At 34.5% G+C, this 22,563-nt stretch carries 24 protein-coding genes; 17 read left to right on the top strand and 7 right to left on the bottom strand.

What is annotated here, in order from left to right; genetic code table 11:
• Nucleotides 1–80: 80 nt before the first annotated feature.
• The 8 genes from AC1DKZ_RS14845 to AC1DKZ_RS14810 all read left to right on the top strand — a co-directional run bounded on the left by AC1DKZ_RS14845 (nt 81) and on the right by AC1DKZ_RS14810 (nt 9,834).
• A complete protein-coding gene (locus AC1DKZ_RS14845) occupies nt 81–1,832 on the top strand; it encodes an ABC transporter transmembrane domain-containing protein (protein ID WP_476996532.1) in 1,752 nt (583 codons plus the stop codon).
• Nucleotides 1,832–3,595, top strand: a complete 1,764-nt coding sequence (locus AC1DKZ_RS14840) for an ABC transporter ATP-binding protein (RefSeq protein ID WP_476996531.1) — start codon at nt 1,832–1,834, stop codon at nt 3,593–3,595. Before AC1DKZ_RS14845 ends, AC1DKZ_RS14840 begins: the two co-directional genes overlap by 1 nt.
• Before the next feature lie 200 nt (nt 3,596–3,795).
• Entirely contained in the window at nt 3,796–4,842 is a 1,047-nt protein-coding gene (locus tag AC1DKZ_RS14835) for a GH25 family lysozyme (RefSeq protein ID WP_476996530.1), read from the top strand.
• A 139-nt stretch (nt 4,843–4,981) separates the two neighbouring features.
• On the top strand, nt 4,982–6,016 hold the full coding sequence (locus AC1DKZ_RS14830; RefSeq protein ID WP_476996529.1) for an NERD domain-containing protein: 1,035 nt from the start codon (nt 4,982–4,984) through the stop codon (nt 6,014–6,016).
• A 124-nt stretch (nt 6,017–6,140) separates the two neighbouring features.
• Nucleotides 6,141–6,710, top strand: coding sequence for a hypothetical protein (locus AC1DKZ_RS14825; RefSeq protein WP_431182442.1), 570 nt, complete (start codon nt 6,141–6,143; stop codon nt 6,708–6,710).
• Between the two features lie 220 nt (nt 6,711–6,930).
• The gene (locus tag AC1DKZ_RS14820) at nt 6,931–8,658 is read left to right on the top strand and encodes an S-layer homology domain-containing protein (protein WP_476996528.1); all 1,728 of its coding nucleotides are present in this window, start codon (nt 6,931–6,933) and stop codon (nt 8,656–8,658) included.
• 165 nt (nt 8,659–8,823) lie between these two features.
• A complete protein-coding gene (locus AC1DKZ_RS14815) occupies nt 8,824–8,970 on the top strand; it encodes a BC1881 family protein (protein ID WP_002033491.1) in 147 nt (48 codons plus the stop codon).
• 108 nt (nt 8,971–9,078) lie between these two features.
• Nucleotides 9,079–9,834 carry a sulfite exporter TauE/SafE family protein gene (locus AC1DKZ_RS14810; protein WP_002128564.1) on the top strand — a complete coding sequence of 252 codons (756 nt, stop codon included), beginning with the start codon at nt 9,079–9,081 and terminating at the stop codon, nt 9,832–9,834.
• 320 nt (nt 9,835–10,154) lie between these two features.
• Here AC1DKZ_RS14810 and AC1DKZ_RS14805 read toward each other — a convergent pair whose 3' ends face one another.
• Complete coding sequence (locus tag AC1DKZ_RS14805) at nt 10,155–10,355, bottom strand: DUF3903 domain-containing protein (protein WP_476996527.1); 201 nt, start codon at nt 10,353–10,355, stop codon at nt 10,155–10,157.
• Nucleotides 10,356–10,496: 141 nt separating this feature from the next.
• On the opposite strand from AC1DKZ_RS14805, the gene AC1DKZ_RS14800 reads away from it, so the two are divergent.
• Nucleotides 10,497–10,910 carry an NUDIX hydrolase gene (locus AC1DKZ_RS14800; protein ID WP_242248016.1) on the top strand — a complete coding sequence of 138 codons (414 nt, stop codon included), beginning with the start codon at nt 10,497–10,499 and terminating at the stop codon, nt 10,908–10,910.
• 13 nt (nt 10,911–10,923) lie between these two features.
• On the opposite strand, the gene AC1DKZ_RS14795 is transcribed toward AC1DKZ_RS14800, so the two are convergent.
• Nucleotides 10,924–11,601, bottom strand: coding sequence for an LrgB family protein (locus tag AC1DKZ_RS14795; protein WP_002137763.1), 678 nt, complete (start codon nt 11,599–11,601; stop codon nt 10,924–10,926).
• On the bottom strand, nt 11,598–11,963 hold the full coding sequence (locus tag AC1DKZ_RS14790) for a CidA/LrgA family holin-like protein (protein ID WP_000872360.1): 366 nt from the start codon (nt 11,961–11,963) through the stop codon (nt 11,598–11,600). Before AC1DKZ_RS14790 ends, AC1DKZ_RS14795 begins: the two co-directional genes overlap by 4 nt.
• Before the next feature lie 151 nt (nt 11,964–12,114).
• Here AC1DKZ_RS14790 and alsR point away from each other — a divergent pair, with 151 nt between their 5' ends.
• The 4 genes from alsR to AC1DKZ_RS14770 all read left to right on the top strand — a co-directional run bounded on the left by alsR (nt 12,115) and on the right by AC1DKZ_RS14770 (nt 15,798).
• Complete coding sequence (gene alsR / locus AC1DKZ_RS14785) at nt 12,115–13,023, top strand: acetoin biosynthesis transcriptional regulator AlsR (RefSeq protein WP_002033496.1); 909 nt, start codon at nt 12,115–12,117, stop codon at nt 13,021–13,023.
• Between the two features lie 253 nt (nt 13,024–13,276).
• On the top strand, nt 13,277–13,852 hold the full coding sequence (locus AC1DKZ_RS14780) for an ABC transporter permease (protein WP_476996526.1): 576 nt from the start codon (nt 13,277–13,279) through the stop codon (nt 13,850–13,852).
• A 94-nt stretch (nt 13,853–13,946) separates the two neighbouring features.
• The gene (locus AC1DKZ_RS14775; protein WP_002014392.1) at nt 13,947–14,858 is read left to right on the top strand and encodes an ABC transporter ATP-binding protein; all 912 of its coding nucleotides are present in this window, start codon (nt 13,947–13,949) and stop codon (nt 14,856–14,858) included.
• A complete protein-coding gene (locus tag AC1DKZ_RS14770; RefSeq protein WP_002128553.1) occupies nt 14,851–15,798 on the top strand; it encodes an ABC transporter permease in 948 nt (315 codons plus the stop codon). Before AC1DKZ_RS14775 ends, AC1DKZ_RS14770 begins: the two co-directional genes overlap by 8 nt.
• Before the next feature lie 21 nt (nt 15,799–15,819).
• On the opposite strand, the gene AC1DKZ_RS14765 is transcribed toward AC1DKZ_RS14770, so the two are convergent.
• Together AC1DKZ_RS14765 and AC1DKZ_RS14760 are read right to left on the bottom strand one after the other, a co-directional pair.
• Nucleotides 15,820–16,980 carry a M20 peptidase aminoacylase family protein gene (locus tag AC1DKZ_RS14765; protein ID WP_476996525.1) on the bottom strand — a complete coding sequence of 387 codons (1,161 nt, stop codon included), beginning with the start codon at nt 16,978–16,980 and terminating at the stop codon, nt 15,820–15,822.
• An 88-nt stretch (nt 16,981–17,068) separates the two neighbouring features.
• Nucleotides 17,069–17,977, bottom strand: coding sequence for an EamA family transporter (locus AC1DKZ_RS14760; protein ID WP_002033502.1), 909 nt, complete (start codon nt 17,975–17,977; stop codon nt 17,069–17,071).
• A 492-nt stretch (nt 17,978–18,469) separates the two neighbouring features.
• On the opposite strand from AC1DKZ_RS14760, the gene ccdA reads away from it, so the two are divergent.
• Nucleotides 18,470–19,177 carry a cytochrome c-type biogenesis protein CcdA gene (gene ccdA, locus AC1DKZ_RS14755; RefSeq protein ID WP_001152684.1) on the top strand — a complete coding sequence of 236 codons (708 nt, stop codon included), beginning with the start codon at nt 18,470–18,472 and terminating at the stop codon, nt 19,175–19,177.
• A 90-nt stretch (nt 19,178–19,267) separates the two neighbouring features.
• Nucleotides 19,268–19,774, top strand: a complete 507-nt coding sequence (locus AC1DKZ_RS14750) for a CcdC family protein (protein WP_002014224.1) — start codon at nt 19,268–19,270, stop codon at nt 19,772–19,774.
• A 551-nt stretch (nt 19,775–20,325) separates the two neighbouring features.
• Here AC1DKZ_RS14750 and AC1DKZ_RS14745 read toward each other — a convergent pair.
• Complete coding sequence (locus AC1DKZ_RS14745; RefSeq protein ID WP_002165260.1) at nt 20,326–20,757, bottom strand: DUF2621 domain-containing protein; 432 nt, start codon at nt 20,755–20,757, stop codon at nt 20,326–20,328.
• Nucleotides 20,758–20,860: 103 nt separating this feature from the next.
• A complete protein-coding gene (locus tag AC1DKZ_RS14740; RefSeq protein WP_476996524.1) occupies nt 20,861–21,157 on the bottom strand; it encodes a hypothetical protein in 297 nt (98 codons plus the stop codon).
• A gap of 254 nt (nt 21,158–21,411) precedes the next feature.
• Between AC1DKZ_RS14740 and AC1DKZ_RS14735 the strand changes: the two genes are divergently transcribed.
• Nucleotides 21,412–21,987 carry an AAA family ATPase gene (locus AC1DKZ_RS14735; RefSeq protein ID WP_002137753.1) on the top strand — a complete coding sequence of 192 codons (576 nt, stop codon included), beginning with the start codon at nt 21,412–21,414 and terminating at the stop codon, nt 21,985–21,987.
• Nucleotides 21,984–22,556, top strand: a complete 573-nt coding sequence (locus AC1DKZ_RS14730; RefSeq protein WP_002137752.1) for a DJ-1/PfpI family protein — start codon at nt 21,984–21,986, stop codon at nt 22,554–22,556. The genes AC1DKZ_RS14735 and AC1DKZ_RS14730 overlap by 4 nt, the downstream gene beginning before the upstream one ends.
• Nucleotides 22,557–22,563: the final 7 nt, after the last annotated feature.

Raw genomic sequence — 22,563 nt, 5'->3', positions numbered from 1 at the left:
AAAACATATTTAAAACTTTTAAATATTCTGTATTTTTGTTACACTGAAAACATCGCTCATTTTAAGGGAGGAGGATAAATATGAAAGTGTTTTTTAATTTAGCTTGGTTTTTTAAGCAAGAAAAACGAGCGTACATAATCGGAATTATTATGTTATTTGGTGTCGCGCTTCTTGAACTTGTAGCGCCAAGAGTACTAGGGATTGTAGTAGATGAAATTAATAGTGGAACATTAACGTCTGAAAAATTGTTGAACTGGGTTATTTTATTAGTAGTTGTAGGAATTATGATGTATATATTACGTTACTTATGGCGTATTATGATTTTTGGATCTTCTTTAAAACTAGCTCGTCAACTGCGAAAGAATCTATATGAACATTTTACTAAGATGAGCCCATCCTTTTATCAATCACGTCGCACAGGCGATTTGATGGCACATGCGACAAATGATATTCAGGCGATTCAGCAAACTGCGGGGGCAGGTGTTTTAACACTCGTTGATTCATTAGCTGTTGGAGGATGTGTACTCGTAGCGATGGGATTTATAATTAGTTGGAAGTTAACGTTATTAAGTTTAATTCCGATGCCAATTGTAGCTATTTCTACAAATTATTATGGAACTTTATTGCATAGAAGATTTCATAAGGCACAGCAATCGTTTTCTGAAATCAATGATAAAGTACAAGAAAGTATGAGTGGGATGAAGGTAATTCGCTCACTTGGACAAGAGAAAGAGGATTTACAAGCGTTTCGGAAAAAATCTGAAGATGTCGTACATAAAAATATGCTAGTTGCACGTATTGACTCGTTATTCGATCCAACGATTTCCCTAATTGTCGGATTTTCATTTTTGATCGCAATTTGTTACGGATCATTATTAGTCGTACGAGGTGAATTAACTGTAGGGGAATTAGTAACATTTACAACGTACTTAGGGACACTTGTATGGCCAATGTTAGCTTTTGGATGGCTATTTAATATTATGGAGCGTGGACGTGCTTCGTATGATCGTGTGGAGAAAATATTTTCACAAACTTCAGATGTAGTGAATAAGGAAAATGCTATACACGCTATAGCAAGTGGTGATGTTTCGTTTGCTGTTGATTCGTTTTCTTATAAAAAGAATGAACTATTAAACTTAAAAGATATTTACTTTAACTTAAGAAAAGGTGAAACGTTAGGAGTTGTAGGGCGTACCGGTGCAGGGAAGACGACGTTATTAAAATGTTTAATTCGAGAGTATGATCATTTTAATGGTGAATTAAAAGTTGGGGAGCGGGATATTCGAGATTTAACACTTCACGGTGTGCGTTCTGCAATTTCATATGTACCGCAAGATCACTTTTTATTTTCAGCGAGTATTGGGGAGAACATTGCTTTTGGAAAGGCCGATGCTACATATAAAGAAATTAGCCGAGCTGCTGATATTGCTTGTATTCATAATGATATATTTCAATTTCCAGAAGGGTATGACACTGTAGTAGGTGAAAGGGGCGTTTCACTATCAGGAGGTCAAAAACAGAGAATCTCTATTGCGCGTGCATTATTAACAAATGCTGAAATTTTAATATTAGATGATTGTTTATCGGCCGTAGATGCAAAAACAGAAGAAACTATTTTAACTGCATTGAAACGAGAAAGGGCAGAGAAAACGACGATTATTACTGCCCATCGTTTAAGTGCTATTCAGCATGCAAATCTTATTCTTGTTATTGATGAAGGTAGGGTTATGCAGCGAGGGACACATGAGCAATTAATGAAAGAAAATGGTTGGTATAAAGAAATGTACGAAAGCCAGCAGTTAGAGGCGTTAGTAGAGAAAGGAGGCGTATGATGGCTGAGAAAAAACGGAGTGATTTAAGAAGATTGCTTTCTTATATGAGGCCCTATAAAGGGTTATTGGCGTTAGCATTTTTATTTCTAGTTGGTGCAACTGTAACTGAAATGATGGTTCCTTTTTTAATTAAACAATTTCTTGATGAACACTTAGTGCCAGGTAACTTTGAACAATCAGCACTTGTAACCCTATTTGTAGTGTATATTATTGCTCATTTATTAAAAGTATTATTTACTTATTTAGACTTATTGTACTTTCAAAATATCGCTTTTAAGATTGTCCAAGATATGCGAGTTGAAGTGTATGAACATGTTCAAAAATTGTCATTAAGCTTCTTTGATCGTACGCCGATTGGTACGCTCGTATCTCGCATAACGAATGATACAGAAGCGATTAAGGATTTTTATGTTAGTGTACTATCAACATTCGTGAAAAATGTAGTCTTTTTAGTAGGGATTTTAGTAGCGATGTTTTTATTAGATGTAAAATTAGCGCTATTTTCGCTCATATTAATTCCGGTAATGTTTGCAATTATGGTGTTGTATCAACGGAAAAGTGCAGCTTTTTATTTAGAGGTACGTAATCAGCTGAGTATATTAAATGCAAAGTTAAATGAGTCCATTCAAGGTATGAATATTGTTCAGGTGTTCCGGCAAGAAAAGCGGATGAGAAAAGAATTTGAAGAAGTGAACAATAAACATTTTAGTGCTGGACGTCGTACATTGAAATTAGATGCATTACTTTTACGTCCAGCAACAGATCTTGTTCATATTGTAGCAATTGCGTTAGTACTTGGTTTATTCGGAATCGATGCTTTAAAGAGTCCTGTTGAAGTAGGGGTTTTATATGCTTTCGTTAACTATATTCATCGTTTCTTCCAACCGGTAAATGAGATGATGATGAAACTATCTTTCTTCCAGCAAGCGCTTGTTTCATCATCGCGTGTATTTCATTTAATGGATGATAAAGATTTAGCTCCTGTTCAAATGGGGAGTGAACAGCCACGAGTAGCTAATGGGGAAATTCAGTTTAAAGATGTTACTTTTTCATATGATGGAAAGCGGGACGTTTTAAAAAATGTATCTTTTCACGTAAAGCCAGGGCAAACGGTTGCTTTCGTAGGGCATACTGGTAGCGGAAAGAGTACGATTATGAATTTATTAATGAGATTTTACAATATTAAATCAGGAAATATTGTAATAGACGGAGTAGATTTAGAGAAGTTTGAAGAACAAGAAATTCGAAAGAAAATTGGTCTTGTGCTGCAAGATGCATTTTTATTTGCTGGAAATGTAAAGCAAAACATTCGTATGTATAATGAAGAGATTACGGATGAAGAGATAGAGGAAGCGGCAAAGTTTGTGCAAGCGAATACGTTTATTGAAAAATTACCAGAGCAGTATGATACAGAAGTTGTCGAAAGAGGAGCTGCATTTTCTAGTGGTCAAAGGCAATTAATTGCTTTTGCTAGAACGATAGCAACCAATCCGAAAGTATTAGTGTTAGATGAAGCGACGGCAAATATTGATACAGAAACAGAGGAGGCTATCCAAACGGCATTGCAGCAAATGCGAAAAGGTAGAACAACGATAGCGATTGCGCACAGATTGTCTACAATCCAAGATGCGGATCAAATATTTGTTATGCATGAAGGGGAAATTGTAGAAAGCGGAACACATCAAGAGCTACTTAGTAAACAAGGACTTTATTACAATATGTACTTACTGCAAAATAAAGGGATTTTACAAAAGGCCTTGTAATTACAAGGCCTTTTTTGAGGTGTTAAAAGTGTATTAATGGAGTTTCTGGTGGACGGTGTATTTTCAATTCCACTTTTTTCTTAAACGTCTCGACAAAATAAATATATTAGAACTTTATTACTCTAGCATAAACGTCGTGTCCACTAACTGAAGCTATACATATTGTATACGGAATAAAAAAATTTGATAGGAGTTTTTATATGCAAAATAGATCCAGTTCAAATGTTACGTTTATCGATGTGTCTCATTGGGAAGGAAGCATCGACTGGAATGCTGTGAAGTCATCTGGCATTCCAGCGGCGTATGCAAAAGCGACGGAAGGTGTGAACTATATTGACCCTACTTTCGTTCAAAATGTACAAGCTGCGAGAGATGCGAATGTATTAATTGGTGCATATCATTTTGCGCACCCAGAACAAAATGATGCCATTTCAGAAGCGAAATACTTTGTGAATATATTACAGAGTAATCAGACGGACTTAATCCCTGTTTTAGATTTAGAATCGCCAGCGGATACTAGCAATAGTAGTTTAACGGGTGCGACTATATCGAATTGGGCAAGAAGTTTCGTAAATTATGTGAAACAAGCTACTGGGAAAAATGTAATGTTATATACAGGAATTTGGTATATTAATGAATTTGGAATTAGCGGGTTAAGTGACATTCCACTTTGGATTTCCAAATATTCTAGTATACCGCCTGCTGATGCTGGTGGATGGACAGAGTGGACAGCATGGCAGTACACAGATTCTGGGCAAATTTCAGGTGTAGGAAATTGTGACGTATCAGCAGCTGTTTCATTAGAAGCTTTACAAGGAAATGGAGCAAGTGGTGGAGGGAATGTTTCCACGCCTAATAATGCGACTCCAGTATACGGAGTTGCTGTAATTAATGGAGAGAATGTGAATTTACGAAGTGGACCATCTTTACAGTCTAGTGTAATTCGCCAATTGAATCGTGGCGAATCATATGAAGTTTGGGGAGAACAAAATGGATGGCTCTGCTTAGGGACAAATCAGTGGGTATATAATGATTCAAGTTATATTCAGTATAAACATTATGTAGCAACTATTACTGGCGATAATGTGAATCTGCGAGATGCTCCATCATTAAACGGGAATGTTATAAGACAGTTACATCATGGTGAATCATATCGAGTATGGAGTAAGCAAGATGGATGGCTTTGCTTAGGGACAAATCAATGGGTATACTATGATTCAAGTTATATTCAGTATGGTGTACAATAAAGTGAATCTAAAAGGTATCTCGACTGAGGTGCCTTTTATGAAAAATATATAATTTTTACAAAGTATATATTGATAACATAGTATAATGTAATTGATATATGTTTAAAAATAATCGGAAATGAAATAAAGGAGTAATAATATGGAGTATGTGCTAATAGGTGGAATTTTAATATTATTAGCTGTAGTGTTTGTACTGTTTTATAAAAATAAACAGTTAGAATCAGAGAGTCAGCAAGTAGAGTTTGAAAAGAAACAAGCGATTGAAACGTATGAAAATGAGATTGCAGCTACGATTACAGGGCATAAAGAACAACAGGATACTTTAAAGAATATGGAACAGAAAAAATATAATGATTTACAAGTGAATACAGCTAGAGAACTTGAAAATATGCGTATGATGAAAAATCAATTGGCTGTTCAACATAGTAAAGAACGTAGTGAAATGCAAGATAAGCATAGTAGTGAAATACATATGTTTCAAAATTTAATTGCGGATTTACGAGAATATACCAAAAATGGTGCTGAAGTGAATGCGCATGAAACATTACATTATATGAAGCGAGGTTTCGTTGAGCAAGGAATAATACTAGAAGAAGAGTTTCATATTATACCGAACGTTTTTATGATACGCAATAAATATAGAGATAAACGTGACATAAATGATAATCGAATTCATCAACTTATCTTATGTAAAACTGGTATTTATCTACTTGAGACGAAAGAATGGACAGGGAAATTAATCCATGGCTTAACGAGAGAAAATGCGGGTATATATTCATTTATGATTGAGGAAATTGGTAAGTATCAACATGAAATTGAAAAAGAAGAGACATTTGAATTTATTACGGATGGAACTTCATTAACTTTGCAAGTAAGAAATGAAGGGAATCCAGCGTATAAAGCGAATATGCTATCTCAAATTTTATATAATTGTTTGGAAGAAATGCAAGTAGATATTGTAAAGGAAAAAGTAAAACCAATTGTATATTTTGAAAATGAGAGTGGAAAAGAAGTTATTGATCTTTCTAATGAAGAATTGCCGAGATTTAAAGATAGAGAGCAAATTGTAATGTTTTTCAGAAATGAAGTTTTAACAAGTAAAGTAATATATACAGCACGAGAACTACAAAAGATTAGAGATATGATTGGCCAGATGAATTATGTTGCGAAGTGAAAAATAAAGTAAAACTTTAATTAGTGGGGGTTTATGGGCAACACGACTTCTACCCTTTACAGCCGAATTTTGAGGTGGGAGTCTAACTGCCCGCAAATAGCGGGATAAAGTAGGTGTTATTTGGGTGGAGAAAGGTAAAAGCGCTATATTGTGGGGAATGTTGTACATTTATTTTTGTTTGTATATATTAATGTACATTGCGTTTATTTTCGTTATTGATATGGTTCATGTGTCATTGAGTGTAATGAGTATTTTGGTGGTAGTAATGCCTTTTATTTTATTAGTTATTATTCAAAAGTCTATCTTACATGTTTCGGCAAGACGTGATAAAGGTAAGAAACAACTGTTCACTATAATGATGGTAGGTCTCATTCCATTGCTAGTATGCACCGTACAATTAAGTATAAATAAATACACTTCAAATTTTAATCAGGATCGGTGGTTAAATTATGAAGAAAAACGAGTACATATGGTAGATGACCTATTACAGGAGCATAAATTGATAGGGAAATCAAACGAGGAAATTACAAAATTGTTAGGGACCCCTATGAAAACGAGAAGTTGGGCAGAGGGAATTACTACTTTGTACTATCTTGGGAATGAACGTGGTTTCATTCCTATAGATAGTGAATATCTTGTTTTGCAATTTGATAAAGATGGTAGAGTTATAGAGTATAAGGTACAACGAGATTGAAATAGTGAGAGGAGAAGCTATATCTTTTATAGCTTCTTTTCTATATTCTAATATAGAAAAAGTAGGCAAATAGTAGTCATTCCTATCTATACGAATGAGATAGAGTTTGTTATATTGTAAAGGGTTATTTAGTTTAGAAGTCTGCTAGATAGCCTTAAATATTTTAGATTAGGGAGGGAAGTTAACACGAATTAAGATATAAACGTGTTAAATAATTAGTATGAAAAAAGAATTTTATAATGTTTTAGCTGCATCAATTGTATTTAGCATGGTAACGATTCCAAGTTTTTCCTATGCAGACACAGTAGAAAAGACCGTAACAATTTCAACAGACGATCAAGCATTAAAAAGTATTGAAAGCCATATGAAAGATGAAGATGGACGTGGAGAGAGCAAAGGAATAACAAATGAAGTACAAGGAGATTTTTTTGTACATATAATAGGTTCAGCATCTTTATTTGATTCTGCTGAGTTACAAAAAGCGACAGGTGTTCAGCTTTCTAATCAAGTAGTGAAAGCCGAAAAACAAAAAGGAAACGCTTACTATATACAAACAGAATCTGGAGCTGGGTGGATACAAAGTAGTGAAGGAAATGTAGAGGTTAAGGAAGTTTATCACTTGGCAAACGAAAAATTAGTAATTAATGAAGAGACAGCTACATATTCCGCACCATTTAATTCATATAAAGACGAAAAAGTGTTACAACCGCAAACAATTATTGCAATTGGACAAGTTGGAGAGTGGTTCCAAGTCCAAATAGATAATGAGGTGAAATGGATTTATTCACCTTCAGCAAAATTTGAGGGTACAAAAGCATCTCTTATTCAAAGCACAACTCCAACTCGTACGAAACGTGCAGCGGTTATGTATACTGCACCAATAGAAGAGAAAACAACGGATATTTACGGTGTACCATTAAAGGAAATGATTGTACCAACAGGTAATGAAAATATCCGTCCAGGTTATGCGATGAAACCAAAATACATTACAATTCATGAGACGGATAATTATAGTGTTGGAGCAAATGCTAGAAACCATGCACAATATTTATACAGCCAAGCAACAGGAACGACTGATCGTTCAGCATCTTGGCATTTTACAGTAGATGATAAAGAAATTTATCAACATCTACCATTAAATGAAAATGCTTGGCATGCTGGAGATGGAGCAGAAGGAACTGGTAACAGAGAATCAATTGCAATTGAAATTGCTGTCAATCAAGATGGTGATTATAATAAAGCTGTGGAAAATGCTCGCAAACTAGCAGCCTATTTAATGGGGGAATTAAATATTCCCTTAGAAAATGTGAAAAAACATCAATTTTGGAGCGGAAAGAATTGTCCGGCCATTATGATAAGGAATAATGCGTGGGAGCCATTTTTACAGGGAACGAAAGCTTATTATGATACGAATCATAAAGATGATATAACTGGCGGTTGGTATGAAGCAGATATTCGTGAATTAGATAAAAGAGGTATTATGGTTGGAGACGGGAAGGGTTCTTACTGGCCAGAACGTCTTGTAACACGTGGTGAATTTGCGAATTTAGTTTCAAGATCATTGCAATTACCAGAGGGGAAATCGAATTTTAAAGATTTAAGCACAGCCCATCCATCGTTAGTAGATGGTATTAATCGTGCAGCTAGTGCTGGGATTATAAGTGGACGAGGAAATGATATATTTGCTCCGAATGATACGATTAAACGTGATGAAGCTGTTATTATGATTGATCGTGCATTGCAATACAAAAATATAAAAGGTAATTTAGTTTCATTACCATTTACGGATCAAAATTTAGCGTATGATAAACAGGCGGTTCAACGTGTTTATGGGTTAGGTATTGTAAAAGGGAATGAGAATAATGAGTTTATGCCAAAAGGTTCTGCAACACGTGGGGAATCGGCAGTATTTATTAATAGAATGTTAAAAGTAATAGAGAGTAAATAATGGAAAGGCATTCGCTTTGGCGAGTGCTTTTTATTTTTCAATATGTTATAGAAAGGGGATGTGAATTTTGGCTGGAATAAGGAATGAAAGTGGAGGTGATGCATATATTTAGATGCATTGGGTAATTTTTTGTAATTTCGTATAAAATGAAAAGGAGGTAGGGCGGTGAAATCAATACCGACTGATGTCCTGAGTAAGGAATTGATGGAAAGAGAAGGGGTTATATCTATTACAGTGATGGAATTTGAAAAGATAGAAGTGGCCGGAGTAGTTGTTTCTGGTCCAGCTGTTATTTTGATTAATCAAGAGTAAGTACATATTATTAATATAGAAAAGTAGAAAGAGCATCCGCTTAGGGTGCTTTTTGTTTGTATAGAAGTGTGTATATGATAGATAATGGGGATATTGGAGGGGAATTATGTGGCAATTATTATAACAATGTTATTAATGGGAGTTTTATTAGGATTTGTCGGAGCAGGGGGAGCAGGATTTATCATCGCGATACTCACTCTAGTATTCCATATCCCTATTCATGTTGCTCTTGCAACATCTTTAACTGCGATGGCATTTACGACATTATCTGGAGTAGTAAGTCATTACCGAGAAGGGAATGTTGTGCTTGTAATAGGCGGAGTTGTTGGGGGATTTGGCGCGTTTGGATCCTATATTGGTTCAAAGTTTGGTTCGTTAATACCAGCACATCTGTTGCATTGGTTTACAGCTGGTATGTTATTTTTATCGGCAATTTTTATGTTTATTCGGTTGATTATGTTTCAAAAAAGATCACAGTCGTCTTTAAAAGGGCATAAAGAACTTTCGAAAGATAACGTGATTAAATGTATATTCCTCGGATTGGTGACTGGAATTTTAGCAGGTGCATTTGGTATTGGCTCAGCACCTTTTATCCAACTCGGATTAATGGTTCTATTAGGTTTAACAATCCGTCAATCTGTAGGGACGACAATGCTCGTTATATTACCAATCGCAATTGGAGGTGGGTTTGGATATAGTTCGGAAGGGTATTTAGATTATGTATTATTAGTACAAGTTTTAATCGGGACAATGTTAGGAGCATATATAGGAGCTAAGTTTACAAATTATGCACCTCGCATGCTTCTAAGGTTTTCGATGATTATGACACCAATATTAGCTGGATGTATGTTGTTAGTAGATTAAAGAGAATATATAGAAATCTATTAATATATTTTACGAATGAATTATGTAAGTAATTCATATTTCTCATATAAAAGGATTTGCTTTAATATAATGAGTATAAAGTTCGAGTATTCGAAGTATTACTTGAATTATATCCCTATCCCTTTTCTAAAAATGCGAACAAGTTTTGCCCTATTCTATTCAATAGTTTATTGTATAGAAATATATTGTTCGATGACCATTATGGAACGCACATAATGGGTAAATCCCGATCCTTAAAGAGGATGCCCCTAATCTTCATGTGAAAATATGATCGGATAAGAAAGCTGGCCAATTTATGGTCAGCTTTCTTTTTGTTCAATGAGTAAGCCTTCTTTAATTTCTGTTTGCAATAATAAAGTTTTTCCGAAGCGACGTTTACATTCAGCTCGTACTTTTTGAATGGCTAGTAGCTGAGAAGTAGCAGGCACTGTGACAACGGCTTGCCGAGGTTTTCGGTTTTCTTCACAAAAAACACATTCCACAATATATTTAGAAATCATAATTTCATCCTTCCGGTTTGAATTTCTAAGAAGGGACTGCTCATGAAGTTGATGTAAACTTTCGGCATCTTTTTACTTATTTCCTCTTTTTTCAAAGGGGAAATAAAAAAGAAGACGAATTTTAGTAGGGGAGGGATGTATATGGAGAGATGGATAGGTACGGCAGCTATTTGTATGAATGAAAGAAATGAAATTTTAATGGTATTGCAAGGAAAAGAAGGGGAAGAAAAAAGGTGGTCTGTCCCAAGTGGAGGACTTGAAAAGGGAGAAACACTAGAAGAATGTTGTATCAGGGAAGTTTGGGAGGAAACAGGCTACAATGTGGAGGTTGTAAATAAAATATACGAAAAAGAAGGTATTACATACGGGATTCCGGTGTATGTTCATTATTACTTTGTTAAAAAAATAGGCGGTAATATGAAAATCCAAGATCCGGATGAGTTAATACATGAGATTGATTGGAAAGGGATACATGAAGTTGGAAAATTAGCATTAGCTTTTCCGGAGGATTACGAGCTAATATACCGATATATAAATAAAAAAGCAAGTGTGTAAATACTTGCTTTTTTTAGTGTATCCAAGATAAGAAAAGTGGAACGATAACTAAACTAGCTCCAGCTGTTAAAAGCATTGATAAACTTGCAATTGTACCTTCTACAGGACCGATTTCAAATGCTTTTGATGTTCCAGTCCCATTCGCGCTAGTACCTAGCATTATACCTTTTGCGAGCGCTGTTTTAATACGGCATATGCGTATGAGTGTAGGACCGAATAAAGCTCCAGTTAAGGCAGTTAATACAACGAAAACTGCTGTTAATTGTGACATGCCGCCAATCATTTCTGAAATAGCCATTGCAATAGGTGTTGTTACAATGTGCGGTGCTAAACTTTGTTCTATTGTAGAGTCAATTTGAAAAAAATTAGCTAGTAGTGCGGAAGTAATAACAGATAGAAAAGAACCGACAATGACATTAATTAAAATAGCAGTGCCGTGTTTTTTTAATAGATCAAAATGTTTATAGATTGGCCATGCGAAAGCAACTGTTGCAGGTTTTAATAATTCTGTTAGCCAATGACTACCAGATTCGTAGGTTTCGTATGGTGTATCTAATCCAAGTAATAAAGCGATTAAAATGATTGGGCATACAAGAAGGGGAGAAAGCAAACTCCAATTCCAGCGTTGATACATTTTTTTAGATACCCAATATGTGAATAGTGTTAATAGTAAACAAAGAAAGCCGATCATTGTGTTGATCCTTTCCGCTTTAATAGCAATTCTGTTAAAAGTCCTGTTACGAGAGTGACACAAAGTGTACTAATCACGATAATTAAAATGAGATCGATTCCATACTGTGATAATGTATCTTTGTAACGAATGACAGCGACTGCAGAGGGAATGAAAAATAAAATAAGTTCTTTTAATAAAAAGTCTGCACCGTCTTGTATCCATTCTTTTTTCACTATATTAAATTTTAATGAGATTAACAATAAAAAAATACCGATTATACTTCCTGGAACTGGGAGGTGTGCCTGTTTTGCAATCCATTCACCTGTCCAAGCGAAACAAAATAATAATAAAATTTGTCCGCTTAACTTCCACCATTTCATACAGTAACCACCTCTTTGTTTTTTACATAAAAATTGTAAAAAAGAATTAACAATTTATACTATACGTTCATTCGAAATATTTGTCTAATATATATATTATATGTTATTAATATATTAGATGTATTAATCGAAAGTGAAAAGGGTGTCCAAAATGGAATTACGGCATTTGCAATATTTTGTTGTAGTGGCAGAGGAATTACACTTTGGACGAGCAGCTGCTCGTTTACAAATGACACAACCACCGCTTAGTCAACAAATTCAGCAATTAGAAAAAGAAATGGGAGTTATGTTATTTTCAAGAACGAAGAGAAAGGTTGAATTAACAGAAGCAGGAGAAATGTTTTTAAAAGAAGTAAAAAAAGCGTTTGAACAAATTGAAAAAGCAGTAGAAGTTGCACAAAGTGCTCAAAGGGGAGAAGTTGGATCACTTTCAATTGGTTTTGTAGGTGCGGCGATATATGATATTTTACCGTCAATCGTCAGAGAGTATAGAAAGAAATTTCCGAGAGTGTCTGTAGCATTACATGAATTGTCCACACCGGATCAGGTGCATGCACTTCATGATAATCGAATTGATATTGGATTTTTACGTCCGCCAATTCCAACGCAATTACTTGAGTTAGAACCAATTCAAAAACTTTCATGTACGTTATGTTTACCGAAGGCACATCCTCTTGCTGAAAAGGACGAAATACATATCGAAGATTTAAGGGATGAACCGTTCGTATTTATTACGAGACCAGTATGGCCAGCGTTATATGATACAATTTTATCGCTTTGCCGTGATGTAGGTTTTAGTCCGCACATTGTACAAGAAGCAACGGAGTATCAAACTGTTATGGGGCTTGTAGCGGCAGGTATTGGAATTACGGTAATACCTGTATCCGCAAATAAATTGTATAAAACAGAAGTTGTATATAAAGAGTTATGTGATTCTAATTTTGTTGCAGAAATGTCAGTGGCTTATAAAAAAATGAATAACAATCCAGAGTTGTTAGAGTTTTTGAAAATTGCAAGAGAGAAAAAAAGGATTGAAGTGGAAGATGCGAAGGCTGAATAGTTGATGGAGTTACAAGGCAGTCATGATAATTAAGTTATATAAAGATTCACCTCGTTAAACAAAAAACGGAAATGTAACTAAAGTGCATTTCCGTTTTTTGTTTTTTATTCAATGCTAAAGAGGTAAATATGCTTGGTTTCTAGGACTAAAGGCTTAGTAAAGATTCCGATTGAAGTGCGATGTTTAAAATGTCATATTTTTATACACTAGTAGTATAGAATGCGTATGTTATGAAGCAAGGTAGGGGGAAATTATGTCTTTATTTCGGTTAGCGAGAAAAAATATACAAACATTTGCTGCCCAAAGGTTAAAACAATTTATGTGGATTGCTATGAATACAATGCTTTGTTTTTTTATGATATCATTCCGATTTAATGAAGCTGTAATAAGTAAAGCGGAATATACACCTATGTTTGTAAAGTGGTTTTATGCTATGTTTCTATTTATAGTTTTTGTGTGTATTTTCGTTACATATAAAATGACAACCTCTCTTTTACAGGTAAGAAGAGAGGAGTTTAAATCGTATGAAGTAGTGAAGATGACAAGAAAAGAAATGTCATGTTTATTATGTCAGGAGCAATTATTAACTTACGGAGGAGCTTTTGTTTTCGGATTAATTCATGGTATGTTATTTTTGAAATTATTTATTATTATTTTTATGAAAGCAGTAGGAATCCAAGGGATAACCAATGCACCGATTCCGATGTATGCGGTAGTGATAACGGCAGTTGTTATGATAACCGTCATTATAATATCAATGTGGCAATGTTGTAGGTTTACACAAAGGTTAAAGGGTGAAAAGTCATATGAAACGAGGAGAAAGGCATGAGAAATCATGGCTTTTTCTTCATTTTACACATGTTATTAATCATGATACAGTGGGAAGAACTGAAAAAAAGAGTTAAGAAGAAAGGTTGTATGGAATGATAAATGAGCAAGCGATCGTAAAAGTTGATCGATTAACAAAGCGAATTGGTTCAAAGACGTTAGTAGAAAATATTAGTTTTGAAGTGAAAAAAGGTGAAGTAGTTGGCTTATTAGGACCAAATGGTGCTGGAAAAACGACATTAATGCGAATGATGGTCGGAATGATCCGTATGACAGAAGGGGAAGTATGGATTGATGGTCAATCTGTAAAACAGCAATTTGAAAAAACTGCTGCGAAAATTGGTGCTGTAATTGAGACACCAGAATTTTATCCTTTCTTAAGCGGCTATGAAAATTTAACATATTTCGGACGAATGAATGGGAATGTGACTGAAGAGCGTATCGATGAAGTAGTGCAATTGTTAGGAATGGGACAAGTAATTGACCGTAAAGTAAAAGCATATTCACTCGGTATGAGACAGCGTTTAGGAATTGCTCAGGCACTTATACATAATCCAGATGTATTAATACTAGACGAACCGACGAACGGATTAGATCCTAGTGGTATACATGAAATGCGGATGTACATAAAGAAAATTGCGCATGAACAAGGAAAAGCTGTTCTTGTTTCTAGTCACTTACTCTCAGAAGTTGAATTAATGTGTGACAGGGTTATTATTATTCAGCATGGAGAATATGTCGCAACACAAAATATTCAAAGTGATAAAAAGGAAGAAACAGAAGAAATACATATACGTGTAGATGATGCGAATAAAGCGGCAGAGGTTTTAGAATACGATGTTTTAGTAAAAGAAAACGAATTAATTATAAACGTGAAAGATGAAGAAGTTCCAAATATTCTTCGTACATTGATGGAGAAAAACATTCAAGTTTATCGTGTATATGAAGAAAGAAAAACGCTAGAAGAGCAGTTTTTAGAATTAACAGGAGGAAAAGATATTGTTTAATTTAGTTTATAACGAGCTGTATAAAATATTTAAGCGAAAGCGAACGATTATTCCTTTTGCAGTTATTGCGGTATTAATTATTGGATTAGGATGGGTTACGGTAAAATATTTAGAGCCAGAAACAAAAGGGTGGAAAGCGGATTATACAGAACGCACTGTAGAAATTGAGAAAAAGCTCGGCATGAAAAAAGAGGATATTTTAACAGAAAAGTCAGGAGACGAGCTTGTAAAGGAATACCAGCTTAAAATGAAGCATTTAGATACGAATACAGCGCCAGCAAGTAGTTCTCCGCTTTCATTTATGAGAGATACAGGTTTTATCGTATTTCCAATTTTACTTCCGTTTATTCTCGTATATGCGAGTACGATTTTTGCGAATGAATATAGCTGGGGAACATATAAATTTTTAACAATTCGTCCAGCGAGCCGATTTAAAATTTTAACATCTAAGTTTTTGGCAATCGTTATATTTGCGGCATTATTATTTATATTTAATATGATTTTTTCCGTATTATGCGGGTTGATTATTTATAAATTCCAACAACCAGCTTGGGCTGAATTTGTCGTTCAAAATGGAAATATAATAAAACAAAATATTTTCGTAGAAGCAAGTAAATATTATATTTTATCTTGGTTACCAACTCTTGTGTATGCTGCATTTGCCTTTATGATTTCCGTTTTAACGAGATCGAGCGGAGGTGCAATCGGGATTTCTTTATTTCTTGCATTATCAGGGGGAATAGCGCTAATTCCGGCAGCAAGATATGAATGGGCGAAATATTTATTACCAGCGAATACAGATTTATATGGGCTTTTAAAGGGTGGAAGCTTTATTGATGGAGTAACATTCCCATTTGCTTCTTGTATGCTTCTTCTATACTTAGCTGTATTTTTAGGGGTTTCCTATACTGTATTTATAAAACGAGATTTAACAGCATAAGCAAAAGCCGTTAAGGGTAACTTAACGGCTTTTTGTTTGTAATAATTGATGAATAGCTTCTTCGGCTAATAGGGCGAAATACTCTGCGCTAATAGGCAATGCTTTTTCATCTACTGTAAAAGCTGGATGATGCCATTCATGTGTACCACTTGTTCCCATAAAGACGAATGAGCCTGGTATTTCTTGTTGGTAAAAAGAAAAGTCTTCTCCTGCCATTGATGGTGTAGGAGAGATAACGTTTAGATTCATTTTCTCTGCAATATGAATAGAAAAATCAGTGAGTACTTTATCGTTTTGAACAGCAGGAGGACCTGGGTAAAATCGAAATTCTGTTTTTACACCTAGTGCATTAGAAACGCCTTTAATGATACGTTTCATTAATGCCGGAATCTTTTCACGTGTTTCAGCTTGGAATGTACGGACAGTTCCTTCTAATATTGCTTTTTCGGGAATAACGTTCCACGTATTCCCTGAATGAATGTTTGTTACACTTACGACAGCGTTATGAGAAGAACTAATATTTCGGCTTACAATCGTTTGAAGTGCCATAACGATTTGAGATGATGCAACGATAGGATCGACGCCGGCATCAGGCACAGCTGCATGTGTACCAACACCATGGATTTCAATTTCAAATCGATCAACTCCGGCCATTAGTGGCCCATCTTTAATACCGATTGTACCTACTGGTAAATCAGGTTTATTATGCATACCGAAAATAGCTTGCACGCCACGTAAATGCCCAGCTTCAATAACTTTGCAAGCACCATTACTACTTTCTTCAGCTGGCTGGAATATAAGGCGGACAGTTCCATTAAGAGAAGCTTCTTTTTCTTTTAATAAGTAAGCCGCACCCAATACAGCAGCTGTATGAAAATCATGCCCACAAGCATGCATTTTACCTTGTATTTTTGAAGTGTATGGAAGGTCTGTTTCTTCCTGAATAGGAAGGGCATCGATATCAGCACGAAGCGCTACAACCGGTCCTTTTTTATTACCAGAAATTTCAGCGATAACTCCTGTTTCTAAATTGGAATCAATAATAGTGATATTGGCCTCGTCTAACCAATTTTTTATCGCTTTTGTTGTTTCAAATTCTTCGTATGATAGTTCTGGATTTTCATGTAAATACCGACGAATGGAAATAAGTTTTTCTGTTAATTGATCAGGAATAGATGCCACTTATTATGCCCTCTTTCTTAAGTGAAGTATTTGTATTAATTATACAATAATAAAAGAGAGGATTCTCAAATGAAAATCCTCTCTCGTTTTATGCTGCAACTTTTTTATGAGTATGCTGTTTTTTATAACGTCCACGCATTGCGTATGCAATTTGCGGAATTGCGATACCGATTAAAATAAGTGATACACCGATCCATTGTGACGATAGTACAGCTTCTTTTAAAACGAATACAGACATAATTGTTGTAACTGGCAGTTCTGCTGCACCAAGAATAGTTGCTAAGCCAGAACCGATTTTTGGAATGCCAATTGTAAAGGCAATGGACGGAATAACGATACTAAATATTCCTAATCCTAAGCCGTATTTCCAAAGGCCTTGAGAGATCGCCCCGTTAAAAATAAATGTTGGCGGGAATACGATCATGACTAAAGTTAAAGCGCCAGCCATTAAAAGGACACCGCGTGTTAATGAAGGTACTTCAACGGCAACTTTGCCACTTACGAAAATGTATGTTGCAAATGTAACAGCAGATAATAAACCTAAAATGATTCCAGTCGTATCGAAATCACCAGCTGATGTTTCTAATAACCCACTTGATAAAAATGTACCTGCAAGTAAGAAGATTACTGAAATAACTTTTTCTCTGGAAGGTAATGTTTTTGTTGCGACTGCTTCAATGATAATCCCAACCCAAACGAACTGGAATAAAAGTATAATTGCAATAGAAGCTGGTACAGTTTTTAAAGAAGCGTAATAAAAAATTCCAGTAAAACTTGCAGACGTTCCTGCGACGAATAAAATTAACATTTGTTTTAGTGGAACACGATGTCTAGAAAATAGAAGTGTAATAGCAAGTAAAATAATCCAACCGAACAAATACTGGCTACCAATTACCTCTCCAAGTGAAAACCCTTCTGCATATGCAAGTTTAACAAAAATAGCTAAAACCCCATAACTACACGCTCCTAATAAAACTAAAAGAGAATAACGAAGCATGAAAAATTCCTCCCATCTATATGAACTTGTTCCGTAACGGACATATATAACTAGATGGAAGTATACAAAATTAAAAATGAAGGGTCAAATGAAAGAAAAGTGCAAAATTTTATAGAATAATAATAAAAGTATGATATTTATGCATAATCTTGAAATTAATAATAATTAAAGTATTGTAAAATCAGCTTTATGTTGTATAAAGACAGCATTTGAAAAAAAATTTTAAGGCCAATAGGTGTGAAGTCAATTGTAATGTGCTAATCATTTGAGAAACTGTGGAACCTTTGTTATGTTAGTAACAATTAGAAAGAGTTTCATAATTCAATTGAGATTTTTCTATATAATAGAAGGGAATGAAAACGTTTTATTAGAAAGTGTGTGAAAGGGTAGTTTTTCTTATTGTCATGTTGGAAAAGTGAATTCATGAAATGTCCATAGTATTTTCAATTGTTTTTGCTACAATATTGAAGAGGAGAGGAGAGGAGTGGAATAATGCAAGATATTAGTATTTTTTTAGCGTTTGGAGCTGGGTTCTTATCGTTTATATCCCCATGTTGCTTACCGCTTTATCCGGCATTTTTATCATACATAACAGGTATGTCGGTTTCTGAATTGAAAGAAGAAAATGCAATGCTTCGCAAAAGAAGTATGATACATACAGCGTTTTTCTTACTTGGTTTTTCAATTATTTTTATTGCAATTGGATTTGGTACAAGTTTTATTGGAGGCATCTTTACAAATTATAAAGATTTAATTAGACAGTTAGGTGGTATATTTATCATCGTGTTCGGTCTTATTATTGTCGGTGTGTTTAAACCGAAGTTTTTAATGCAAGACCGTAAATTTACGTTTAAAAATCGTCCGAGTGGTTATTTTGGTTCAGTTTTAATTGGATTGGCATTTGCTGCTGGATGGACACCTTGTACTGGGCCTATATTAGTGTCTGTAATTGGATTAGCTGCAACAAATCCAGAATCGGCAATGATTTATATGATTGCTTACATACTTGGATTTGCTATCCCGTTTTTCGTACTTTCATTCTTTATTACGAAAATGTCTTGGATTAAAAGAAATAGTATGAAATTCATGAAGATTGGAGGATACGTTATGATTGTCATGGGTATCTTCCTATATTTTAACTGGATGACGAAAATTATCGTATATTTCTCAAGTTTATTTGGTGGTTTTACCGGTTTTTAGTATTATTCTGTGAAAATGTTGGAAATACTAACGGAAAAGCATATAATAAAATTATATTTTGCATATAGCCACAAAAAAGGATGAGAAAATATGAACATAGTTCTGTTATCAAGTATCGTTGCTGTTTGTATGGCTGTCGGTGCGATGTTTATTCGTTTAAAAGCAGCTAAGAAACCTGCAACATTGAAAAAAATTATACTTCCCCCATTTTTTATGAGCACGGGAGCGTTGATGTTTGTTTTTCCTGAATTTCGATTAACTCCAGCAGAAATGTTAGAAGCAATTGGCGTCGGTTTGTTTTTCTCTATTTTTCTTATTAAAACATCTAAATTTGAAATTAGAGGACAAGAGATTTATTTGAAGCGTTCAAAAGCATTTGTTTTTATACTAATTGGATTACTTGTCGTGCGGATTGTATTTAAAACATACTTAAGCCAATCTCTTGATTTAGGACAACTTAGTGGCATGTTCTTCTTACTTGCGTTTGCAATGATCGTTTCATGGAGAATTGCAATGTACCGTTCCTTTACGAAATTACAGAAGGAAATGGAAAAAGAAGATGGTTTTTATAATGAAAAAGATATGAAGTTAACGTAAAGAGTGTTATATGTATAAAGAAACAACGTCTGATTAGACGTTGTTTTTTGTTAATCACTGAAAGGTAACTTCCTCAATTCTAGTTGTGATGTATAAATTGTCGACCATCGAAGAAGCAATTTAAGTTTGACGTTACGAATGGACCGATATAAGGAATACTATTTGGTTTGAAGTTTTATCATCGGTAATTGGTGGCTAAGTTAGATTAGGTTGGATCGTATAGGAGACGTTCCTTCATTAACAATTACTCCACTTGATGGTACTGATACAACATGAAAGTGGAATGTTAATGACGAAATTTCGCTTAGCTTAAGTGTCTTGAGCCGAATCTAATATTGCAAATATAAATGCAACAGGATCAATTGCTGCGAATACAACATATACCTCTGTAAATATTACAGGTACTGGTGATACGATTTATACGAGTGCTGTAGGGTTACAGATAGATTTAGCGAAAGCGAGATTAATTGCTACAAAATCAGTAACTGTAAGTTGAGCTTATAAAAAAGATTGCTATAAAATAGCAATCTTTTTTATAAGGAATAATGGGCTTACTTTGCAAGTAAAGTTTTATAGTTAGAATAATCAATCTCTTTTTCTTGTAGTTTCTTAATTAAAAATTTATGATCGCGCTTCGGTGTGGCAACGATATATCCTTGTATGATTAAATCTTGTGTAATTTTTGGAGCGTTTTCCTTTATTGCAAGTTCCCCAATTTTACCGGCAATTTTTGATTTGGCAACATCACGAAATAGTTCAGGAACGGGACTTACTAGTTCTTCTAACAATTGTTTTTGTTCGTCAGCCCATAAATGTCTCGTTTTATTTATGTAATGCTCTTCCCAATCTAAAATGGACATACCGTCTTCTTTCGGTAATCGTTTTAAAAATTTTCTGAACATAAAGTATCCACCGATAGACATAAGTCCTAATAAAATAACAGTCCATAATACAATAAACCAACTGAACCATCCTTCGAGCAAGTGTATCCCCCCTTAATGATTGCGGTTTTCTTTTATTCATATTATAAACAGTGAGATTCATAGAAAGCAAGAACGCTTGGTCAATTTGACCAAGCGTTGTAGTTTAAACGAAGTATAGTTGTTCAACACATAAAATATCATTGTCATTTTCTACATATTCAATGATGAGTGTGCCAACTTTACGATCTTTATCTTCAGTTGTGAAAATAGAGTAAGAAGTAAAACGTGCTGTTGATAGGCCGCTTATATGTGTAGGTAAAGGAATGTAGTCGTTATCGCGGAAGAATGCCATTAGTTCAATATCTTCAAATTCTTTTCGGTCAACTTGTTTGTTTGTATAGCGGCGTTGAAGTTGTTTTAAAGATGCATTCCAAGAAATTGCTTTTGTGTCGTATACCATTGTTCTATCTCCTTACTGTATGTAATTATTAAGAACATACGTTCTAATCTAGTATACTCTTTTTATAAGAAAAGGGAAAGCAAAAAATAATGTAAGCTTGGATTTCCAAGCTTACATTATTGATGCGTCCGTCATAATCTCTATTTTTTATTATAAGTTACATAAGAATAAGAAACAAGATGATATATATCTTGTTGATAGTTTTCAAAATTCTGTTTATTATTTATGTATTACAGTACAAGGGAATGAGAGAGATGACATACGTAATTTCACTCCAAGGACCGATGGCAAGTGGAAAAACAACATTGGCCAAAAGCTTAGAGCGATGTGGGCTTTCAGTTATATATGAAAACCCTTATCCAATTGTAGAAAAGCGGAAAGAATTAAATTTGGATATTTACACAAAAGAGGGGTTTATTACAAATCAAAAAATGTTTATTGAAGCAAAAATAAAAGAGTTTCAAAATGTGAAATCAGTCATGATTTTTGACCGCGGACCAGAAGATATTGAATTTTATACACTCTTTTATCCGAAGATGATAGGGAAAGAGTGGGATATAGAAACAGAATTAAAAGATGAATTGTATAAATTAAGAGAATGCCGTTCGGATGCAATTTTTTATTTAGATGTTTCGAAAGAGAGTTTGTATGATAGGAGAAATAATGATAGGACAAGAAATCGAAGTACATTTGAGGAACAATTTAAATTAGTAGAAGTTGAAAAAGAATGGTATAAACAATTTCCCGTAACTTATGTGGACACTAATATATTATCAGTGGACGAATTAGAGGCATATTTTATAGGGTGGCTAAGGGAGAAAAGGCTATGAAAAAAATATTATTATTCGTATACCCGACATTTGCAGAGTTTGAAATAACGGTAGCAACAGCATTGCTGAAAAAGAAATATGAAATCATTACAGCGGGTTTAACAAAAGAAATGATTATAAGTGAAACAGGCTTACAAGTACAGCCGCATATAGAATTAAGTGAAGTGCGTGTAGAAGAATATGAGGGGATTATCATTCCGGGCGGAGATGAAATACATATGAAAGAGGCGAAACCGCTTTTTTCAGTTATTCGTCAATTTTCTGAGCAAGGAAAATTAGTGGCAGCGATTTGTGCTGGACCGTATGCGTTAGCAAGAGCAGGTTTATTTAAAGAAATCTCTTATACAGTGACTATAGATTATCAAAAATTAGATTGTTTTCCAGTAGAAAATTTTGTGTATACAGAAGTTGTACAGCACGCAAATATTATTACAGCACAAGGACATGCATTTGTGCCATTTGGACTAGCGATTGCCTCCTATTTTGGAGTAGTGAATGAACATAATACAAATTTTTATAGTGGAAAGGGCAATATAATGATGGAGAATCTTTTACCGGAAAACGTGTAAAAGCTAG

It is taken from the genome of Bacillus sp. 05T21, from assembly GCF_056396785.1.
The sequence above is the reverse complement of the archived record's forward strand: the minus strand, read 5'-3'. Positions and strand labels throughout refer to the sequence as shown.

Excerpts from the sequence above, each read along its gene's own strand:
- AC1DKZ_RS14800 (WP_242248016.1), top strand. The coding sequence starts at position 10,497 with ATGGAGAGATGGATAGGTACGGCAGCTATTTGTATGAATGAAAGAAAT.
- AC1DKZ_RS14830 (WP_476996529.1), top strand. The coding sequence starts at position 4,982 with ATGGAGTATGTGCTAATAGGTGGAATTTTAATATTATTAGCTGTAGTG.
- AC1DKZ_RS14740 (WP_476996524.1), bottom strand. The coding sequence starts at position 21,157 with ATGGTATACGACACAAAAGCAATTTCTTGGAATGCATCTTTAAAACAA.
- AC1DKZ_RS14795 (WP_002137763.1), bottom strand. The coding sequence starts at position 11,601 with ATGATCGGCTTTCTTTGTTTACTATTAACACTATTCACATATTGGGTA.
- AC1DKZ_RS14750 (WP_002014224.1), top strand. The coding sequence starts at position 19,268 with ATGAACATAGTTCTGTTATCAAGTATCGTTGCTGTTTGTATGGCTGTC.
- AC1DKZ_RS14775 (WP_002014392.1), top strand. The coding sequence starts at position 13,947 with ATGATAAATGAGCAAGCGATCGTAAAAGTTGATCGATTAACAAAGCGA.
- AC1DKZ_RS14760 (WP_002033502.1), bottom strand. The coding sequence starts at position 17,977 with ATGCTTCGTTATTCTCTTTTAGTTTTATTAGGAGCGTGTAGTTATGGG.
- AC1DKZ_RS14735 (WP_002137753.1), top strand. The coding sequence starts at position 21,412 with ATGACATACGTAATTTCACTCCAAGGACCGATGGCAAGTGGAAAAACA.
- ccdA (WP_001152684.1), top strand. The coding sequence starts at position 18,470 with ATGCAAGATATTAGTATTTTTTTAGCGTTTGGAGCTGGGTTCTTATCG.
- AC1DKZ_RS14780 (WP_476996526.1), top strand. The coding sequence starts at position 13,277 with ATGTCTTTATTTCGGTTAGCGAGAAAAAATATACAAACATTTGCTGCC.
- AC1DKZ_RS14845 (WP_476996532.1), top strand. The coding sequence starts at position 81 with ATGAAAGTGTTTTTTAATTTAGCTTGGTTTTTTAAGCAAGAAAAACGA.
- AC1DKZ_RS14840 (WP_476996531.1), top strand. The coding sequence starts at position 1,832 with ATGGCTGAGAAAAAACGGAGTGATTTAAGAAGATTGCTTTCTTATATG.
- AC1DKZ_RS14805 (WP_476996527.1), bottom strand. The coding sequence starts at position 10,355 with ATGATTTCTAAATATATTGTGGAATGTGTTTTTTGTGAAGAAAACCGA.
- AC1DKZ_RS14790 (WP_000872360.1), bottom strand. The coding sequence starts at position 11,963 with ATGAAATGGTGGAAGTTAAGCGGACAAATTTTATTATTATTTTGTTTC.
- AC1DKZ_RS14820 (WP_476996528.1), top strand. The coding sequence starts at position 6,931 with ATGAAAAAAGAATTTTATAATGTTTTAGCTGCATCAATTGTATTTAGC.
- alsR (WP_002033496.1), top strand. The coding sequence starts at position 12,115 with ATGGAATTACGGCATTTGCAATATTTTGTTGTAGTGGCAGAGGAATTA.
- AC1DKZ_RS14835 (WP_476996530.1), top strand. The coding sequence starts at position 3,796 with ATGCAAAATAGATCCAGTTCAAATGTTACGTTTATCGATGTGTCTCAT.
- AC1DKZ_RS14730 (WP_002137752.1), top strand. The coding sequence starts at position 21,984 with ATGAAAAAAATATTATTATTCGTATACCCGACATTTGCAGAGTTTGAA.